The sequence below is a fragment of the Pedococcus bigeumensis genome (genome assembly GCF_039531795.1).
GTDB classification, from domain to species: domain Bacteria; phylum Actinomycetota; class Actinomycetes; order Actinomycetales; family Dermatophilaceae; genus Pedococcus; species Pedococcus bigeumensis.
Genome location: NZ_BAAAQS010000003.1, coordinates 1,032,596 through 1,048,512, shown reverse-complemented (window position 1 = coordinate 1,048,512; position 15,917 = coordinate 1,032,596). Strand labels below are relative to the sequence as shown.

At 71.9% G+C, this 15,917-nt stretch carries 13 protein-coding genes and 1 riboswitch; of the genes, 6 read left to right on the top strand and 7 right to left on the bottom strand.

Features of this window, described 5'->3' with window-relative positions; genetic code table 11:
* Nucleotides 1-183 precede the first annotated feature (183 nt).
* Nucleotides 184-1,902, top strand: coding sequence for a glycoside hydrolase family 13 protein (locus ABD262_RS15575; protein WP_344138152.1), 1,719 nt, complete (start codon nt 184-186; stop codon nt 1,900-1,902).
* A 72-nt stretch (nt 1,903-1,974) separates the two neighbouring features.
* Nucleotides 1,975-2,523 (top strand): PLD nuclease N-terminal domain-containing protein, encoded by a 549-nt coding sequence (locus tag ABD262_RS15570; RefSeq protein WP_344138150.1) that lies wholly within the window; start codon nt 1,975-1,977, stop codon nt 2,521-2,523.
* 10 nt (nt 2,524-2,533) lie between these two features.
* Here the strand turns inward: ABD262_RS15570 and ABD262_RS15565 are convergent, their stop codons facing one another.
* A complete protein-coding gene (locus ABD262_RS15565) occupies nt 2,534-3,361 on the bottom strand; it encodes a DUF1028 domain-containing protein (protein WP_344138146.1) in 828 nt (275 codons plus the stop codon).
* A gap of 73 nt (nt 3,362-3,434) precedes the next feature.
* On the opposite strand from ABD262_RS15565, the gene ABD262_RS15560 reads away from it, so the two are divergent.
* Nucleotides 3,435-4,604: a calcium:cation antiporter gene (locus tag ABD262_RS15560; protein ID WP_344138143.1), complete on the top strand. Its 1,170-nt coding sequence runs from the start codon at nt 3,435-3,437 to the stop codon at nt 4,602-4,604.
* Nucleotides 4,605-4,649: 45 nt separating this feature from the next.
* Nucleotides 4,650-5,180 carry an O-acetyl-ADP-ribose deacetylase gene (locus ABD262_RS15555; protein WP_344138140.1) on the top strand — a complete coding sequence of 177 codons (531 nt, stop codon included), beginning with the start codon at nt 4,650-4,652 and terminating at the stop codon, nt 5,178-5,180.
* A gap of 111 nt (nt 5,181-5,291) precedes the next feature.
* Here ABD262_RS15555 and ABD262_RS15550 read toward each other — a convergent pair whose 3' ends face one another.
* The 4 genes from ABD262_RS15550 to ABD262_RS15535 form a co-directional block, all read right to left on the bottom strand.
* The gene (locus ABD262_RS15550; RefSeq protein WP_344138137.1) at nt 5,292-6,095 is read right to left on the bottom strand and encodes a DsbA family oxidoreductase; all 804 of its coding nucleotides are present in this window, start codon (nt 6,093-6,095) and stop codon (nt 5,292-5,294) included.
* Nucleotides 6,096-6,283: 188 nt separating this feature from the next.
* The gene (locus ABD262_RS15545) at nt 6,284-7,030 is read right to left on the bottom strand and encodes a C40 family peptidase (protein WP_344138134.1); all 747 of its coding nucleotides are present in this window, start codon (nt 7,028-7,030) and stop codon (nt 6,284-6,286) included.
* A 2-nt stretch (nt 7,031-7,032) separates the two neighbouring features.
* Nucleotides 7,033-7,235, bottom strand: a riboswitch (cyclic di-AMP (ydaO/yuaA leader).
* A gap of 280 nt (nt 7,236-7,515) precedes the next feature.
* On the bottom strand, nt 7,516-8,214 hold the full coding sequence (locus ABD262_RS15540) for an iron-dependent transcriptional repressor DtxR (protein ID WP_344138131.1): 699 nt from the start codon (nt 8,212-8,214) through the stop codon (nt 7,516-7,518).
* 34 nt (nt 8,215-8,248) lie between these two features.
* Nucleotides 8,249-9,517 (bottom strand): MFS transporter, encoded by a 1,269-nt coding sequence (locus tag ABD262_RS15535; protein WP_344138129.1) that lies wholly within the window; start codon nt 9,515-9,517, stop codon nt 8,249-8,251.
* 44 nt (nt 9,518-9,561) lie between these two features.
* Between ABD262_RS15535 and ABD262_RS15530 the strand changes: the two genes are divergently transcribed.
* Nucleotides 9,562-10,476 carry a hypothetical protein gene (locus ABD262_RS15530; RefSeq protein ID WP_344138126.1) on the top strand — a complete coding sequence of 305 codons (915 nt, stop codon included), beginning with the start codon at nt 9,562-9,564 and terminating at the stop codon, nt 10,474-10,476.
* A complete protein-coding gene (locus ABD262_RS15525) occupies nt 10,473-11,213 on the top strand; it encodes an SDR family NAD(P)-dependent oxidoreductase (RefSeq protein WP_344138123.1) in 741 nt (246 codons plus the stop codon). The genes ABD262_RS15530 and ABD262_RS15525 overlap by 4 nt, the downstream gene beginning before the upstream one ends.
* A 90-nt stretch (nt 11,214-11,303) precedes the next feature.
* Here the strand turns inward: ABD262_RS15525 and ABD262_RS15520 are convergent, their stop codons facing one another.
* Complete coding sequence (locus ABD262_RS15520; RefSeq protein WP_344138120.1) at nt 11,304-13,655, bottom strand: beta-galactosidase; 2,352 nt, start codon at nt 13,653-13,655, stop codon at nt 11,304-11,306.
* 93 nt (nt 13,656-13,748) lie between these two features.
* Complete coding sequence (locus tag ABD262_RS15515) at nt 13,749-15,917, bottom strand: glycoside hydrolase family 3 N-terminal domain-containing protein (RefSeq protein ID WP_344138117.1); 2,169 nt, start codon at nt 15,915-15,917, stop codon at nt 13,749-13,751.

Sequence of the window (15,917 nt, the reverse complement as noted above, 5' to 3'; positions counted from 1 at the left end):
ACCTCGACCAGGCAGTTCCGTTGTGCGGGTTCCACCACCGGCGCATCCACCACCCGGGGTTCCACCACCGGATCACCCGGGAGCCCGGCGGACGCAAACGCGTCACCATCCACCGGCGGCCCTAGCTGCTCGGGCGGGCGAGACCCGCTTGCCGACGACTCCGTGGCTCGGAAGACTCCGGGCATGAGCGATGACCAGTGGTTCCGTGAAGCCGTCGTCTACCAGATCTACCCGCGCAGCTTCCAGGACTCCGACGGTGACGGCATCGGCGACGTGCCCGGCATCATCAGCCGGCTGGACTACCTCCAGCAGCTCGGGGTCGACGTGGTCTGGCTGTCGCCGATCTACACCAGCCCGCAGGACGACAACGGCTACGACATCGCCGACTACCAGGACATCGACCCGACCTTCGGCACCCTGGCCGACGTCGACGAGCTGATCGCGAGGGCGCACGACCGCGGCATACGCATCGTCATGGACCTGGTGGTCAACCACACGTCCGACGAGCACCCGTGGTTCGTGGAGTCGCGGTCGAACCAGGACAACCCGAAGCGCGACTGGTACTGGTGGCGGACCGCCCGAGCGGGCCACACCGCCGGCGAGGTGGGCGCCGAGCCGACCAACTGGGAGTCGTTCTTCAGCGGGCCCGCGTGGGAGCTCGACGAGGCGACCGGTGAGTACTACCTCCACCTGTTCAGCCGCAAGCAGCCCGACCTCAACTGGGAGAACCCGGAGGTGCGCGAGGCCGTCTACGCGATGATGCGCTGGTGGCTGGACCGCGGGATCGACGGGTTCCGGATGGACGTCATCAACATGATCTCCAAGGTCACGTCGCTGCCCGACGGTGAGCCGCTGCCCACCACGCCCCAGCTCGGTGACGGCACGCCGCACTTCCTGAACGGGCCCCGCATCCACGAGTTCCTCCAGGAGATGCACGCGGCCGTCTTCGAGGGGCGCACCGAGAAGCTGCTGACCGTCGGCGAGATGCCGGGCGTGACCGTCGAGGACGCGATCCTCTACACCGACCCGCAGCGGCACGAGGTCGACATGGTCTTCCAGTTCGAGCACGTGGGGCTCGACATCGGGGCGCACAAGTGGGACCGGAGCCGGGTCGACCTGCGCGACCTCAAGGCGTCGCTCGGCCGCTGGCAGGACGCGCTGGCCGAGGTCGGCTGGAACTCGCTCTACTGGAACAACCACGATCAGCCGCGGGCGGTGTCGCGGTTCGGGTCCGACGCCCCCGAGCACCGGGTCGCGTCGGCGAAGCTGCTGGGCACCGTGCTCCACCTGCACCGTGGCACGCCGTACGTCTACCAGGGCGAGGAGCTCGGCATGACGAACGTGCCGTTCGCGTCGGCCGACGACTTCCTCGACATCGAGTCGGTCAACTACTACCGGCTGGCGTCCGGCGTGGGCGGTAACGTGGAGGAGATCCTCGCCAACCTCAGGCTCGGCAGCCGCGACAACGCCCGCTCCCCCATGCAGTGGGACGACAGCCCCAACGCCGGTTTCACCAGCGGGAAGCCGTGGGCCCCCGCGAACCCGAACTACCCGGAGATCAACGCGGCGGCGGCGGTGGCCGACCAGGACTCGGTGTTCCACCACTACCGGCGGGTCATCGAGCTGCGCCACACCGAGCCGGCGATCGCGCACGGCGACTTCCACCTGCTCGCGCCCGACCACGAGACGCTCTATGCGTTCACGCGGTCCTACGAGGGGGTCGAGCTGCTGGTGCTGGCGAACTTCTCCTCCGACGATCTCGACCTCTCGGGTCTGGGCCAGGACGGCACCCTCGACCTCGACGGGTGGGACTCGGCTGCGCTCCTGCTCGGCAACCTCGGCGAGCCCGGCTCGCCGACCGCCACGCTGCGCCCGTGGGAGGCCCGGATCCTGAAGCGCTGAGGGCCGGCCCCTTTCGGCTGAGATCTCCCGATTCGGCGGTCCGGACCTGCGCTGCTGTGCCACTATCGCCGCGTGATTCGAGCAGAACTCGGGTTGGGGATCCTTGGGACGGCGTTGTGGATCTACTGCCTCTTCGACGTGATCATGACCGACGAGTCGCGGATCAGGAACCTGCCCAAGGTGACCTGGATCTTCGTGGTGCTCATCACCTCGGTCGTGGGGGCTGTGGCCTGGCTCGTAGCCGGACGCCCGCAGACCCCGCAGCGGAGCCTGCCGTACAAGGGCAACACCGGCGCGGCGTTCCCGGAGTACGAGCGGCCGGGACGGTTCGTGCCGACGAACCCGGACGACGACGCGGAGTTCCTGCGGAAGGTGCGCGAGCGGGCCGAGGCGCAGACCCGGGAGGCGAAGCGCCAGCGGCTCGAGCGGGAGCGGTTGGCGGCCGAGCAGCTCGAGCGGGAGCGCGAACGCCGCCGCGGGAGCAACGCCAACCCCGGCCCGAACGCAACCGGGGCGAACGGGACCGGGGCGAGCGCAGACCCGGGACAGAGCGCAGACCCGGGAACGAACGCAGACCCGGGGAAGGGCGCAGACCCGACCTCCGAGCCGACCGCGGACTGAACGGCTTGCTCTACGCGTCCGGGGTGGCCGCGCGGAGCGTCTCGAGGACCTTGGCGTCGATGCCGTCGGGCGTCATGCGCATCTCGTAGTTCGCCTCGCCCGCCCACGACGACAGGGCGCTGGAGACCTCGCCGGAGAACCCCAGGGAGGACAGCCGCAGGGCCACCTCGTCGGCGAGCTCGCCCTCGAGCGGGCTGACGTCTTCGGGGCCGCCGAAGATCAGGTCGTTCATCCGCAGCAGCCGGGCGAGCTCCTGCGGCGCGTCCTCGTGGTCGTCGACCCGGAGGTCGGCGAGGACCCCGCAGTGGTCGTACCCCGCGCCCGGCTGCACGGCATACAGGGCGGCGCCCTGGCGACCGCGCGAGTCGCCGCCCGCCGCGTCGCCGGCGAGCAGCGCCGCGATGAGACGGTCGGTGAGGGAGCGGCCCGCGCCCGCCAGCCAGGCGGCTTCCATCTCGGAGACCACGTCGGGTCCGGTGAGGATGTTGCCCTGGATGGCGTAGCCGCCGGTCTCGTCGCGGCCGCAGACGCCGCCGGCCCAGTCCAGGCAGGACTCGCCGGTGTAGGTGGCCTGTGAGCCGACGCCGACCACCCCGAGCTGCCGGTGGGCCCGCTCAGGGTCGGGCGTGGTGCAGGCGGTGACCGCCTCGGCGGCGTCGGCGCCACTGGCGAGGGCGTCGAGGGCGACCGCGCGGTAGGCGACTCGCGCCATCGCCTGGGTCGCCACAGCGCCGACCCCGGGGCGCACCTCGGGCACCACGGCACCCACGAACGGGAACTTGCTCGCGACGGCGATGCCGAAGGCGTCACCGACCTGGCCGACGATCGAGAAGGTCATGGGTCGACCGTAGCGAGTCGGGGTGGGCCGCCAAGGATTGGAGGGGTCGGCCGTCCACCTGCGAGAATGCCCCATGGCCGCGAAAACGACCAGCACCCAGTCCAAGAGCACCACTGCGAAGAACGGCTCGACCCAGAAGGCTTCCACGAAGGGTGGCCCCACCAAGAGCCTGCTCACCTGGACCACCCTCGCGCCACTGATAGCCATCGTCGCGCTCCTGCTCACCTGGGGCCGACACCTGGGCACCGTCCCGGTGATCATCGTGGCCGTGGCGCTGGCGGCTGCGGTGCTGGCCGCCGTGCACCACGCGGAGGTCGTCGCACACCGGGTGGGTGAACCGTTCGGGTCGCTGGTGCTGGCCGTCGCGGTGACGATCATCGAGGTGGCGCTCATCGTCACGCTGATGATCAGCGGCGGCAAGGACACCGCGTCGCTGGCCCGGGACACCGTGTTCGCGGCGGTGATGATCACCTGCAACGGGATCGTGGGTCTGTCGCTGTTCGTCGGGGCGGTGAAGTACCGCCTGATCTCGTTCAACGCCGAGGGCACGGGGGCGGCGCTCGCCACGGTCACCACGCTGGCCGTGATGACGATGGTGGTGCCCACCTTCACGACCAGCGCGCCCGGTCCGGAGTTCTCCAGCTCGCAGCTGGCGTTCGCGGCCGTCATCTCGCTGGCCCTCTACGGCATGTTCGTGTCGACCCAGACGCGACGACACCGCGACTTCTTCCTGCCGGTCGCCCACGACGGGGAGCCGCTGGAGGACGAGCACGCCGAGCCCCCCACCGACCGCGAGACCTGGACCAGCCTCGGGCTCCTGCTGGTCTCGCTGGTCGCGGTGGTCGGGCTCGCGAAGGTCGAGTCGCCGGCCATCGAGTCAGGCGTCGCGGCGGCCGGGTTCCCGCAGTCGTTCGTCGGGGTCGTCATCGCGCTGCTCGTGCTGCTGCCGGAGACCCTCGCCGCGGCGCGCGCCGCCCGCGGCAACCGGATCCAGACCAGCCTCAACCTCGCGCTCGGGTCGGCGATGGCCAGCATCGGCCTGACCATCCCCGCGATCGCGATCGCCTCGATCTGGCTCGAAGGTCCGCTGTTGCTGGGGCTCGGGCCGGTGCAGATGGTGCTGCTGGCGCTCACCGTCGTGGTCAGCGTGCTGACCGTGGTGCCCGGGCGTGCGACGCGCCTGCAGGGCGGCGTGCACCTCGTGCTGCTGGCGGCCTTCGTCTTCCTGGCCGTCAACCCCTAGGTATGCCGCCGTGCCCCCGGCGGGCGCGCGGCCTACCGTGGGTGGATGGCCACGATCGAAGCCGTCCTGGGTGACATCACGACGCAAGCCGTCGACGCCATCGTCAACGCCGCGAACTCCGCGCTGCTCGGCGGCGGTGGGGTCGACGGGGCCATCCACGCCGCCGCGGGGCCGCGCCTGCTGGCCGAGTGCAGGGAGCTGCGGCGCACCAGCCTGCCGGACGGGCTGCCCGTCGGGGAGGCGGTGGCCACGGGGGCGGGCGACCTGGCGGCGCGGTGGGTGATCCATACCGTCGGCCCGAACCGGCACCGCGGTGAGACCGACCCCGACCTGCTGGCGTCCTGTTTCCGCCGGTCGCTGCAGGTCGCTCGTGCGGTCGGGGCGTCGAGCGTGGCGTTCCCGGCCGTGAGCGCGGGGATCTACGGCTGGGACCCGGCCGACGTGGCCCGGATCGCCGTCGCTGCCGTGCGGGCGGAGCTGCGCGACCAGGGCGCCGCCGGCGGGATCGAGCTGGTGCGGTTCGTGCTCTTCAGCCACCAGGCGCTGACCGACTTCGAGGCCGCCCTCGCCCCCTGAAGCAACCTTTGCTAGCAGAGGTTCCCGGTTGATGGACACGTTGCAACCTGTCCGCGAACGGGTTTCCTTTGCTAGCAAAGGTTGCGTGCGCAGCGCGGGTCAGAGGGTCAGTCAGGCGCCGGCGCTCATCGACTCGTGGTCGTCGTTGGTCGCCGACTCGATCAGCTGGCCGATCACCTCGGGGCTGTGGGCGCCGGACAGCGCCACCCGGCGGTTGGCCATGAAGAAGGGGACGCCGGTGATGCCGATGTCGGTCGCTGCGGCCTCGTCGGCGCGCACCTGGTCGGCGAACTCGTCGCTGGCCAGGATCGCGGAGACCCGGCGTCCGTCGAGGCCGGCCTCGGCCCCGAGCCGCTGGAGGGTCTCGATGTCGTCGATCGCCTTGCCCTCGGAGAAGTGCGCACTGTAGAACCGCTCGAGGACGGCGGCCTGGAGCGCGGGGCCACCCTGCGCCAGACCCAGGGCGACGAGCCGGTGGGCGTCGAACGAGTTCGCCCGCAGCTGCTTGTCAACGTCGATGTGCACGCCGTCCGGGCGACCCATCACGGCGGGGCGCTCGGCGATCTCGCGGGCGCTGTCGAGGTCGGTGCGGTAGCGCTGGGCCAGCCAGGCCAGCACCGTCTCCCCCGTGCTGTGCGCGGCCTTCGGGTCGAGCTCGTAGGCGTGGTAGGTCACGCTCACCTCGGCCGGGTGCGCACTCTCGGCGATGGCGATCTCGAGCCGTCGCTTGCCGAGGTAGCACCACGGGCAGACCACGTCGGCCCAGACGTCGATCTGCACTGCGTTGCTCGAGGCTGCCGGGTTCGTCGCTTCGTCCACGTTCATCGCCTCGTCCACGTTCATCGCTTCGTCCACGTTCATCGCTTCGTCCACGTTCGTCGCTTCGTCCACGTTCGTCTGTCCACCCAGGTCCATCGCTCCATCCTCACACGACGGCGCACCTGGGGCACGGCGCAACCTGGCGAGCCCACGGCATACCGACACGGCAGACCAACGCCACCCTCAACGCCGCCCTCGACGCCGCAGGCCCCCGGCCGCCGAAGCGGAAGGGGGCCTGCGGTGCGTGGCTCGCGGTCTGGCATCAGCCTGACCGGTCAGCTCGGTCAGGGACGACCGTAGGTGACGTTCGAGGACCAGATCGAGCGGAGGGCGACGGCCTTGCCGCTGCGCGGGGAGTCCCACATCATGCCGTTCCCGGCGTAGATGCCCACGTGGTACGCGGGGCTGCCGAAGAAGACCAGGTCTCCCGGCTGCGGGTTCGACACGCGGGTGGTGGCGTTGCGCTGCTGCTCGGCGGTGCGGGGGAGGCTGATGCCGACCCGGCCGAAGACGTACTGGGTGAAGCCGGAGCAGTCGAAGCCGGTCGACGGGCTGGTGCCGCCGTAGGAGTACATCAGGCCTTCGTACTGGGCCGCGATGGCCAGCACGCCGCCGGCGGCGGGCTTCAGGCTGGTGTAGTCCTTGCGCACGGTGGACCGGCTGGCGACCGCGGTGCTGCGGACGACCGTGTGGACGACGCGCACCACGGGCTTCGGCTTCGGCTTGGGCTTCGGCTTGGCGGTCGCCTTGAAGCCGATGACGCCGAAGGCGCTGGAGGCCGCGGGAGCCGCGGTCTCGGGGGCCCGGACGGCGACCGGCGCGGCGGTGGTGGCGGCCTGGGCGGCCGGGGCCGGAGCGGCACTGGCAGCGGAGGCGGGAAGGGCGAACGAGGCGACGAGACCACCGGAAGCGGCGATGACCGCTGAGGTCTTGACGGCCGGCTGCGCGGCGCTGGCCACGATGCCGGACAGCTCGGAGACGGGGTTGAAACGGCCCGGCGCGCGGTGGCGGCCAGAACTCTGTGAAGCCACGATGGATGAACCTCCAGCGCCTACGAGGTGAGCTGTCGGGTTCGGGTGGAGGTAGATCACCCGGCCTCCACGGTTGTCACCCGACCTTGCGGGCGCGTGCGTGGAGACTTAACCCCAAGGACCTTTTCGTGAAGAGAAGGCCCAAAATTGGGTCCCCCGCTCCTGCCAAGCGGTTTGTACTGAGTGACTCGGGCGTGGTGACAGGACTAGGCGTTTCCACATCGAGCCGATCCCCCCTAGGGGGCGAGGGAATCGGGCCCACCGTACACAAGGCCTCCGCGAAAGTCACGTTGAGGTCACGGAGCGCCCAAGAAACCCCAAGGTGACGTCAGGCACCCGCCAGCCGTCGTGCTCGAAACCGCTGGTCAACGGCTTGCGGCGAGATCCCAGCCGCGCTCAGATGAGCGCCACGTGGGCGACGCGCCGAACAGTGCGCGACACGCCGAAGACCGCCCACCAGTCAGACCGCTGGTCGGGGCGAGGCCTCAGACCAGCGCGCCGAAGACGTGCTGGGCGACCTCGTCGGGCAGGGACACCCCGGTCGACTCGGGGGCACCCTCACGCACGGCCACCACCCGGCCGTCGACCCGGTGCACCCGCACCCGCTCGCCGGGCAGCAGGCGGGCGACGGTGAGCAGGCTGAGCGCCTCGTGGTCGACCTGGACCGGCTCCCCGATCCGGCGGACCAGGACCGTCTCGGGAGACTCGCCGGCCAGCTCGGTGAGGGTCTGCAGACCGGTGCGGAAGCCCTCGGTCGGCTCCTCGTCGCCCAGCTCGTCGAGGCCGGGGATGGGGTTGCCGTAGGGCGAGTCGTGGTGGTCCTTGAGCATGGCGAGGATCTTGCGCTCGACCCGCTCGGACATCACGTGCTCCCAGCGGCAGGCCTCGTCGTGGACGTACTCCCACTCGAGCCCGATGACGTCGACCAGCAGGCGCTCGGCGAGGCGGTGCTTGCGCATGACCCGCGTCGCGAGCAGGCGGCCGTGGTCGGACAGCTCGAGGTGCCGGTCGCCGGCGAGGCTCAGCAGGCCGTCGCGCTCCATCCGGGCCACCGTCTGCGACACGGTCGGGCCGGAGTGGCCCAGCCGCTCGGCGATGCGGGCGCGCAGCGGCGGGATGCCCTCTTCCTCGAGCTCGAAGATCGTCTTGAGGTACATCTCGGTGGTGTCGATCAGGTCGGTCACAGGCCCAAGCCTCTCACCTGCGGCGGTCAGCCCGTCACTGAAGCCCTGCCGAGCTCGTGGCCGTCGCTCGCCGCACCGGGTCGAAGCGCGGCACCCAGTAGGCCAGCCACCCGGTGCCGAGCAGCGCCAGACCGCCCAGCGAGACGCAGGCGACGGCCAACCCGGCCTCGGCGGTGATCAGGCTGATCAGGGCCGGGGAGCCGCTCCCGCCGACGACCGAGACGAACCTCCAGCCGCCGAGGAACTGCGACCGCCCACGCTCCGGGGCGCTGTCGGCCCCGAGGGTCATGACGATGCCCGAGCCCAGGCCGTTGCCCACCGCGGCCACCAGGGCGGCGAACGTCACCGCGAGCGCGCTGTGGGTCAGCGGGAGCGTGAGCATGCCGACGCCGAGCAGGACGACGCAGGGCACCGCGACCCAGATCCGGCCGAACCGGTCCATCACCGAGCCGGCCGGGTAGAACAGCAGCATCTCCACCCCGCCGACGATCCCGAAGATGACCGCGGTCGTGCTCGCCGAGAGCCCGACGTGCTCGGCCCAGAGCGGCAGCAGCACCAGCCGGGCGGACCGGGCCGCGCCGATGACCATGATGCCGAGGCCGAGGGTGAGGTAGGTGCTGCGGTGGTCCCAGAGGACCTTGGCGGTGCTGACCGGCGCGCGTTCGCGCGACTCCGCCCTGGCCTGTGCCTCGTGCGCGGCGGTCAGGTCGGGCCCGAACTGCACCAGGGCGGCGGCGCCCAGCCCCGCCACCACGGCGACGGCGAACCCGGCTCGAGGGCCCCAGAAGTGGATGATGGGGGCCCCCACGAACGGCCCGATGAACATGCCGATCCGGTTGACGCCGCCGAGCGTCGACAGGGCTCTGGCGCGCATCGAGGTCGGCACGGCGTCGATGAGGTAGGCCTGCCGGGCGACGAGGAACACCGACGACGTGAACCCCATCGCGAAGACCGTCGCCATGAGGACGAGGAGCGAGGGTGCGGTCAGCGCCACGAACGCCCCGACCGCGTCGACCGCGCTCGCCCACAGGAGGGCGCGGCGCTCCCCCACCCGCTCGACCAGGGCCCCGGCGGGCACCGCGAAGAACAGCTCGGCGATGAGCCCGAGCCCGACGGTGAGGGCGGCGACCGACTGCGACGCCCCGAGGTCGAGGGCGCTGAGGGCCACGATCGGCACGATCGCCCCGCCACCGATGGCCGCGATGATCGTCGGCCCGTAGGCCGGGACGGCGATGCTGCGCAGGCTGAAGGGCTGCGCCGGGTCGTCGTGGTCCTCGCGCGTGGCTGCGTCTGGTCGTGGCATCACCGCCCATTCTGGCCTGAGCGGCGCCGAGTAGGTTCAGGGACATGGGATTCGTCGTGCCGTCGCGGTTCTGTGGTCCGCCCGAGTCGGGCAACGGAGGTTGGGTCAGCGGGCACCTGGCCGCCCTGCTCGCGCCGGGTCCCGACGAGTCCGTCACCGTGCGGCTGCGCACGCCTCCCCCGCTCGACCGGGAGCTGCAGGTGGTGCACGGCCGGTCCGACGGCCTGCGCACCCTCGAGGTCGCCGACGGCGAGCACCCCGTCGCGCAGGCGACGACCGGTGCCGCCCTGGAGCCGACCGGCATACCGGCGCCGGTGTCCTTCGCGGCAGCCGTGACAGCTGGTGCGGGTTACGAAGGCCTGGCCGACCATCCCTTCCCCACCTGCTTCTCGTGCGGCACCGACCGCGAGCCCGGCGACGGGCTGCGGCTCCGGCCGGGCCGCGTCGCCGGTGGCGCCGGGGAGTATGCCGCGGCGTGGGTCCCTGCCGCGGACGTCACCCTCGAGACGGTCTGGGCCGCCCTGGACTGTCCCGGTGGCTGGGCCTCCGGCATCGCCGGGCGGCCGATGGTGCTCGGCACCATGACGGCGCAGGTCGTGAGCCTCCCCATGGTCGGCGAGGAACACGTCGTGATGGCGTGGCCGCGGGGCGACGGGGGCCGCAAGGCGAGCACCCGGAAGTTCCTCAGTGGGACTGCGTTGTTCAGCTCCGCCGACGGCCGCCTGCTCGCGCAGGCCGAGGCGACGTGGATCGCCATCAACCTCCATGCCTTTCGAGACTCCGGTGCCTTTCGAGACCCCGGTGCAGTTCGAGACCCCGGTGCAGTTCGAGACCCCGGTGCAGTTCGAGACCCCGGTGCAGTTCGAGACCCCGGTGCAGTTCGAGACCCCGGTGCAGTTCGAGACCCCGGTGCAGTTCGAGACCCCAGTGCAGTCCGACCAGCAGGAGGAACGACATGAGCAAGCTCGCCGTGGTGACCGGGGCCAGCAGCGGGATCGGGGAGGCCACCGCGCGTCGCCTCGCCGCCGACGGCTTCGAGGTCATCTGCGCCGCGCGGCGGGCCGACCGGATCGAGGACGTGGCGGCCGAGATCGGTGGCCGGGCCGTCGTGTGCGACGTGACCTCCGCCCAGGACGTCGCGCGACTCGCAGCCGAGGTGGGTGAGCGCCTCGACGTGCTCGTCAACAACGCCGGTGGGGCGCTGGGCCAGGCGCCGGCTGCGGACACCGACGTCGCCGACTGGCGAGGGATGTTCGAGTCCAACGTGATCGGCACCCTCCAGGTGACCCAGGCCCTGCTCCCGGCCCTCGTCGCGTCGGGCGCCGGCACCATCCTCAACGTCGGGTCCATCGCGGGACGGGTCCCCTATGAAGGCGGGTCCGGCTACGTCGCCGCCAAGCACGCCGTGGCCGCGCTGACCGAGACGCTGCGGCTCGAGCTGGTCGACCAGCCGGTGCGGGTCGAGGAGATCGCGCCCGGCATGGTGCGCACCGAGGAGTTCGCGCTGACCCGGTTCGGCGGCGACCGGGAGCGCGCCGACAAGGTCTACGCCGGGGTCTCGGAGCCGTTGGTGGCGCAGGACGTGGCCGACGCGATCGGGTGGATGGTGTCCCGACCGGCGCACGTCAACATCGACCTGCTGGTCATCAAGCCACGCGTCCAGGCCGCCCCGCACAAGGTGCACCGCGACCTCTAGCTGGCGAGGCCGGGCTGCGGGTGGTGGCGCCGGGTGCCTGGGACCCCTCCGGGGAGCCGCCCCAGGCACCTGGCGCGGGTCAGGCGGGGGTCAGGCGGGGGTGACGCGCACCCGGACGCCGGCCGGCGCGGTGACCGTCTGGACGTCGCCGTCGCGGCGGACCGTGGCGCCGGCCGCCACGACGTCGCCCGCACCACGCAGGACGAGCGTCGTCTCGGGGCCCAGCGGCGGCCCGAAGGCCAGGGCGTCGTCCGCGATCGCCGTGAGCTCGGCGTTCGCCCAATCGAGGCGGCCAACCGGGGTGTCGAGCCCGAGCGCGAGGAACGCACTCGTGCGCGGGGGCACGCGCAGCTCGCCGCTGCCCAGCGGCTCGCCGTCGAGGGAGAGCCGCACGCCGTTGTGGTGGCCGGTGATGTTGGTGACGTGCAGCATGCGCTCACCGTCGGCCGTGCTCGAGGTCGTCGCGAAGAGGCCGGGCACCTCGCTCGCCAGCTCCAGGCCGGGGCCGACGCCCAGCCGTCGCAGCGCGCGACCGAACAGCGCGACGTCGGACGGGAGCTCGGCGGTGATCAGGACCGCTCGTCCCGCGCCCACCTCGACGTCGAGGCCGATCACCGCGCCGTCGACGTCGTGCAGGACCGCGTCGCCGCGCTCGTGCTCCAGCGCCTGGAACCAGCCGACCCGGGTCTCGGGCCACGGCGCGGCCCAGCCGTTCGCGACCGCCGAGGGGTAGTAGTGGTCGGTGGCCCAGCGGAGCTCGGCGCCGGACACCCCGAGGGCGTCCGCGAGCACGGTGCAGGGGCGGCCCTCGAGGTCGCGGTCGGGGACCCGCCCCAGCAGCAGCAGACCGCCGCCACGGGTCAGGTGGTCGACCAGGCCCTGCTGCACCTCGGGTGACAGGTGGCGTCCCGAGGCGAGGGCCACGACACCGCTCGGCTCGTCGCGCTGCAGGTGGACCGCTCCGAAGCGGTAGCCCCCGAGGAGCATCGACCGGACCAGGGCACGGCGCGGACCCGCGCCACGGTGCCGGGCGAGGTCCTCGACGACCTCCGTCATCACCGTGCTGTCGGGGTGGTGGTACTCGGTGGCATAGGAGTCGAGCACCAGGCCGAGCTGCACGTCGTCGTGGTCCTCCTCCATCCGCGAGAGCCAGCGCTCGTGCAGCCGCACGGCCTGCACGGTCCTGGCCGTCGCGGCATACGTCATACCCTTCTGGCCCTCGGGGCCGACGGGGGCCGCCGTGCCGTGCCGCTCACCGGTGAAGCTGATCCGGTCGTTGCCGTCGCCGACCTTCTCCTCGAGGGGCGGGTTGATGCCGCCGGCGAAGAGGTAGTAGTTGATCATCCGGTTGCCCTGCGCGAGGGAGCGACGGGTCTTGAGGTCGACCGTGGTCGGGTCGTACTGGTTGTCGACGCCGCCGCCGTAGTCGCCCGAGCCGGCCTCGAACTCCAGCGAGGTGGTGGGCTGCCCGGGGCCGTGCACCGCGGCCATGAAGGCGTTGATGACGTAGAGGTCCGTGGTCGTGTTGAGGGTCATGTCGCCCATGTAGTGGTCGGAGCCGGACAGCACCCCGGGCACTCCGGCATAGGTCTCGACCAGCTGGCTGATGCCGATCGGGAACGGCTCGCCGCTGCCGCCCTCGGTGCCGTGGATGTTGATGAGGAAGGGCACGTCGACCACGTCTTGCGCCTCGGCCATCGCCCGCAGGGCTTCGACGTAGCGACGGAACCGGTCGCGCATGAACACGACGAGGTCCTGTCGCAACGCGCCGGCCCACTGCTCCTGGGGCGAGCGGACCGCCTCTGCGGTGAGGGGGTACGGCACCTCTCCGGCGCGCGCCTCCTGCACCCACGCGCAGAAGTCGGCGACGAGGTGGTCGGTGAGGTCGGGGCTGTTGGTCACCCACGCCAGCATCCCGATCTCGTTGTCGAGCTGGACCGCGATGACGTTGCCGCCGCGCGGCTGGGTGCGTGCGGCGACGATCGGCAGGATCGCGGCGAACCACCGCTCGCACTCCGCCAGGTAGGCCGGCGCGAGGTAGTCGACCGTGCGGCTCGGGGCCGCCTTGCCGTCCCAGCCGGACGGCACGATCTCCGGGTGCTCGGTGTAGAGGCGGTAGGGCAGGCCCTCGTTCTTCAGCTCGGCCATGATGAACGGCCCGGGCCTGGCGATGAACCACAGGTCGTGCTGCGCGCAGAGGTCGATGAACGCCGCGACGTCGCGCTCGGCCCGGGTCGCGCCCGTGACGTCGATGGTGCCGTCCGGCAGCTCGTGCCACAGCCACGGGAGGTAGGAGGCCACGGCGTTGCAGCCGGCCTCCTTGAGCAGCAGGATGCGCTGCTCCCACTCGTCGCGGGCCACCCTGAAGTAGTGGACCTCGCCGGCCATCACCACCCTGGGCTGGCCGTCGATGAGGATCTGCTGGTCCTGGATCTGGATCATGACACTTTCCGTAGGGGGGACGGTCGGGAGGGGAACAGTCCGTGGGGGAACAGTCCGTGGGGACAGTCGGAGGGGTCGGCCGTGGGGGACGGGTCAGGCGTTGACGGTGATGGACAGGCGCGAACCGTGCAGGGCGTCCGGACCGGCCGTCAGGACGATCTCGCCGGGGTCGAGCCGCAGGACGTTGTCGCGCCCGTAGTAGGCGAGCTGGTCGCTGCGCACGGTGAAGGTGGCGGTGCCCTTCTCCCCCGGCTCGAGGTCGAGCGCCACCCAGTCGACCAGCTCCGTCAGCGGGCGGGTGACCTGGGCGACCGGGTCGCGGAACGACAGCTGCACGACCTCGCGGCCGGCCCGGTCACCGGTGTTGGTGACGTCGACCTCGACGACGAGCTCGCCGTCGACCGCGAGCTCGCCCGGCCCGCCCGTCCGCAGCGCGCCGTAGTCGAACGTCGTGTAGGCCAGGCCGTGCCCGAACGGCAGGCGCGGGAACACCCGGTCGTCGAGGTAGCGGCCCTGGCGGTCGTCCTGGTCGAGCGTGATGACCCGGCCGGTGGGTCGCTGGTGGGTGCTGGTCGGGATGTGGCCGGTCGTCCGGGGGAAGGTCATGGGCAGCCGGCCGTGCGGGCTGACGTCGCCGAAGACGACATCGGCCAGGGCCGGCCCGGCCTCGACGCCGGGGTGCCAGACGACGAGGACGGCGTCGGCCAGGTCCAGGACCTCGCCGAGCTCCAGGGGGCGGCCGGTGTAGACGACCACGACGAGCGGCTTGCCGATGCGCGCGAGCTGGCGCACGTAGTCGAGCTGTCCGGCGGGCAGGCCGATGTCGGTGACCGAGTTGGCCTCGCCCGAGCGCCACGGGTGCTCGCCGACCACGGCCACCGTGACGTCGGCGTTGCGGACCTGCTGCACCGCGCGGTCGCTGAACCGCCCGTCGGTGACCAGCAGCCGGTCGCCCAGGCGCTCCGCGAACGCGACGGCCGGCGACACCACGTCCTCCCCCCGCCCGTCGAGGGTCCACGTGCCGAGCAGCTCTTCGCCCGCTTCCGCGTAGGGCCCGGACAGGTGCACGGTGCCGGTCGCGGCAGCGAGCGGGAGCAGGCCGTTGTTCGACACCAGGACGTGGGCGGCGCGCGCGGCTCGGCGGGCGAGCTGCCTCGTCTGCGCGGTCGGGGCGTTGCTGCGGCCGACGTCGCCGACGTAGGGCTTCTCGAAGAGGCCGAGCCGGAACTTGAGGGTCAGCAGCCGTCGCACGGCGTCGTCGACGAGCGCGACGTCCACCTCACCGGACTCGACGAGGTCGGCGAGGTGCGCGGCATACGAGCCCGAGCACATGTCGAGGTCGACGCCGGCCTCGATGGCCTGGCGGGCGGCGTCGCGCAGGTCTGCGGCGACGCCCTGGAGCACCAGCTGGCCGATGCCGTTCCAGTCGGCCACCACCACCCCGTCGAAGCCCCACTCGCCCTTGAGCACGTCGCGCAGGAGGTGGCGATGAGCGTGCATCGGCGTGCCGTCGACGTCGTTGAAGGCCGCCATGACGGTGCCGACCCCGGCTTCCACCGCCTGGTGGAAGGGACGCAGGTGGAGGTTGCGCAGGGTGTTCTCGCCGACGGACACGCTGTCGTAGTCGCGCCCTCCGGCCGAGAGCCCGTAGCCGGCGAAGTGCTTCGCACAGGCCGCGATCCGGTCTGCATCGGAGGGGTCGGCACCTTGGAAGCCCCGCACCATCGCGGCCGCCAGCCGTCCGCTGAGCACCGGCGTCTCGCCGAGCGACTCGGCGACCCGGCCCCAGCGCGGCTCCTCGGACAGGTCGACCATCGGCGCGAAGGTCCAGGCCACGCCGTCGACGACGGCCTCCGCCGCAGCCAGGGCGGCCACCTCCTCGACGAGGGACTCGTCGAAGGATGCCGCGAGCCCCAGCGGGATCGGGCACACGGTGCGGTGGCCGTGGATGACGTCGCGTCCGAACAGCACCGGTATGCCGAGCCGGCTCTCCTCCACCGCGTGCCGCTGCACGGCGTCGATGTTGACGGCGAGGACACCCTCGTCACGCTCGTTGCCACCGGTCGCGCCACTCGCGAAGAGGCTGGAGCCGATGCTCCCCGCGGCCAGCTGCGCGGCATCGTCGTGCGGGTGGATGTTGGCGACCTGGTGGGTCTGGCCGACCTTCTCCTGCAACGTCATCCGGCCCAGCAGGTGCTCGACCCGCTCGGGCACGGGGAGTGCGGCGTCGAGCCACGGCCGATCGGAGGTGTGGTCGCCCAT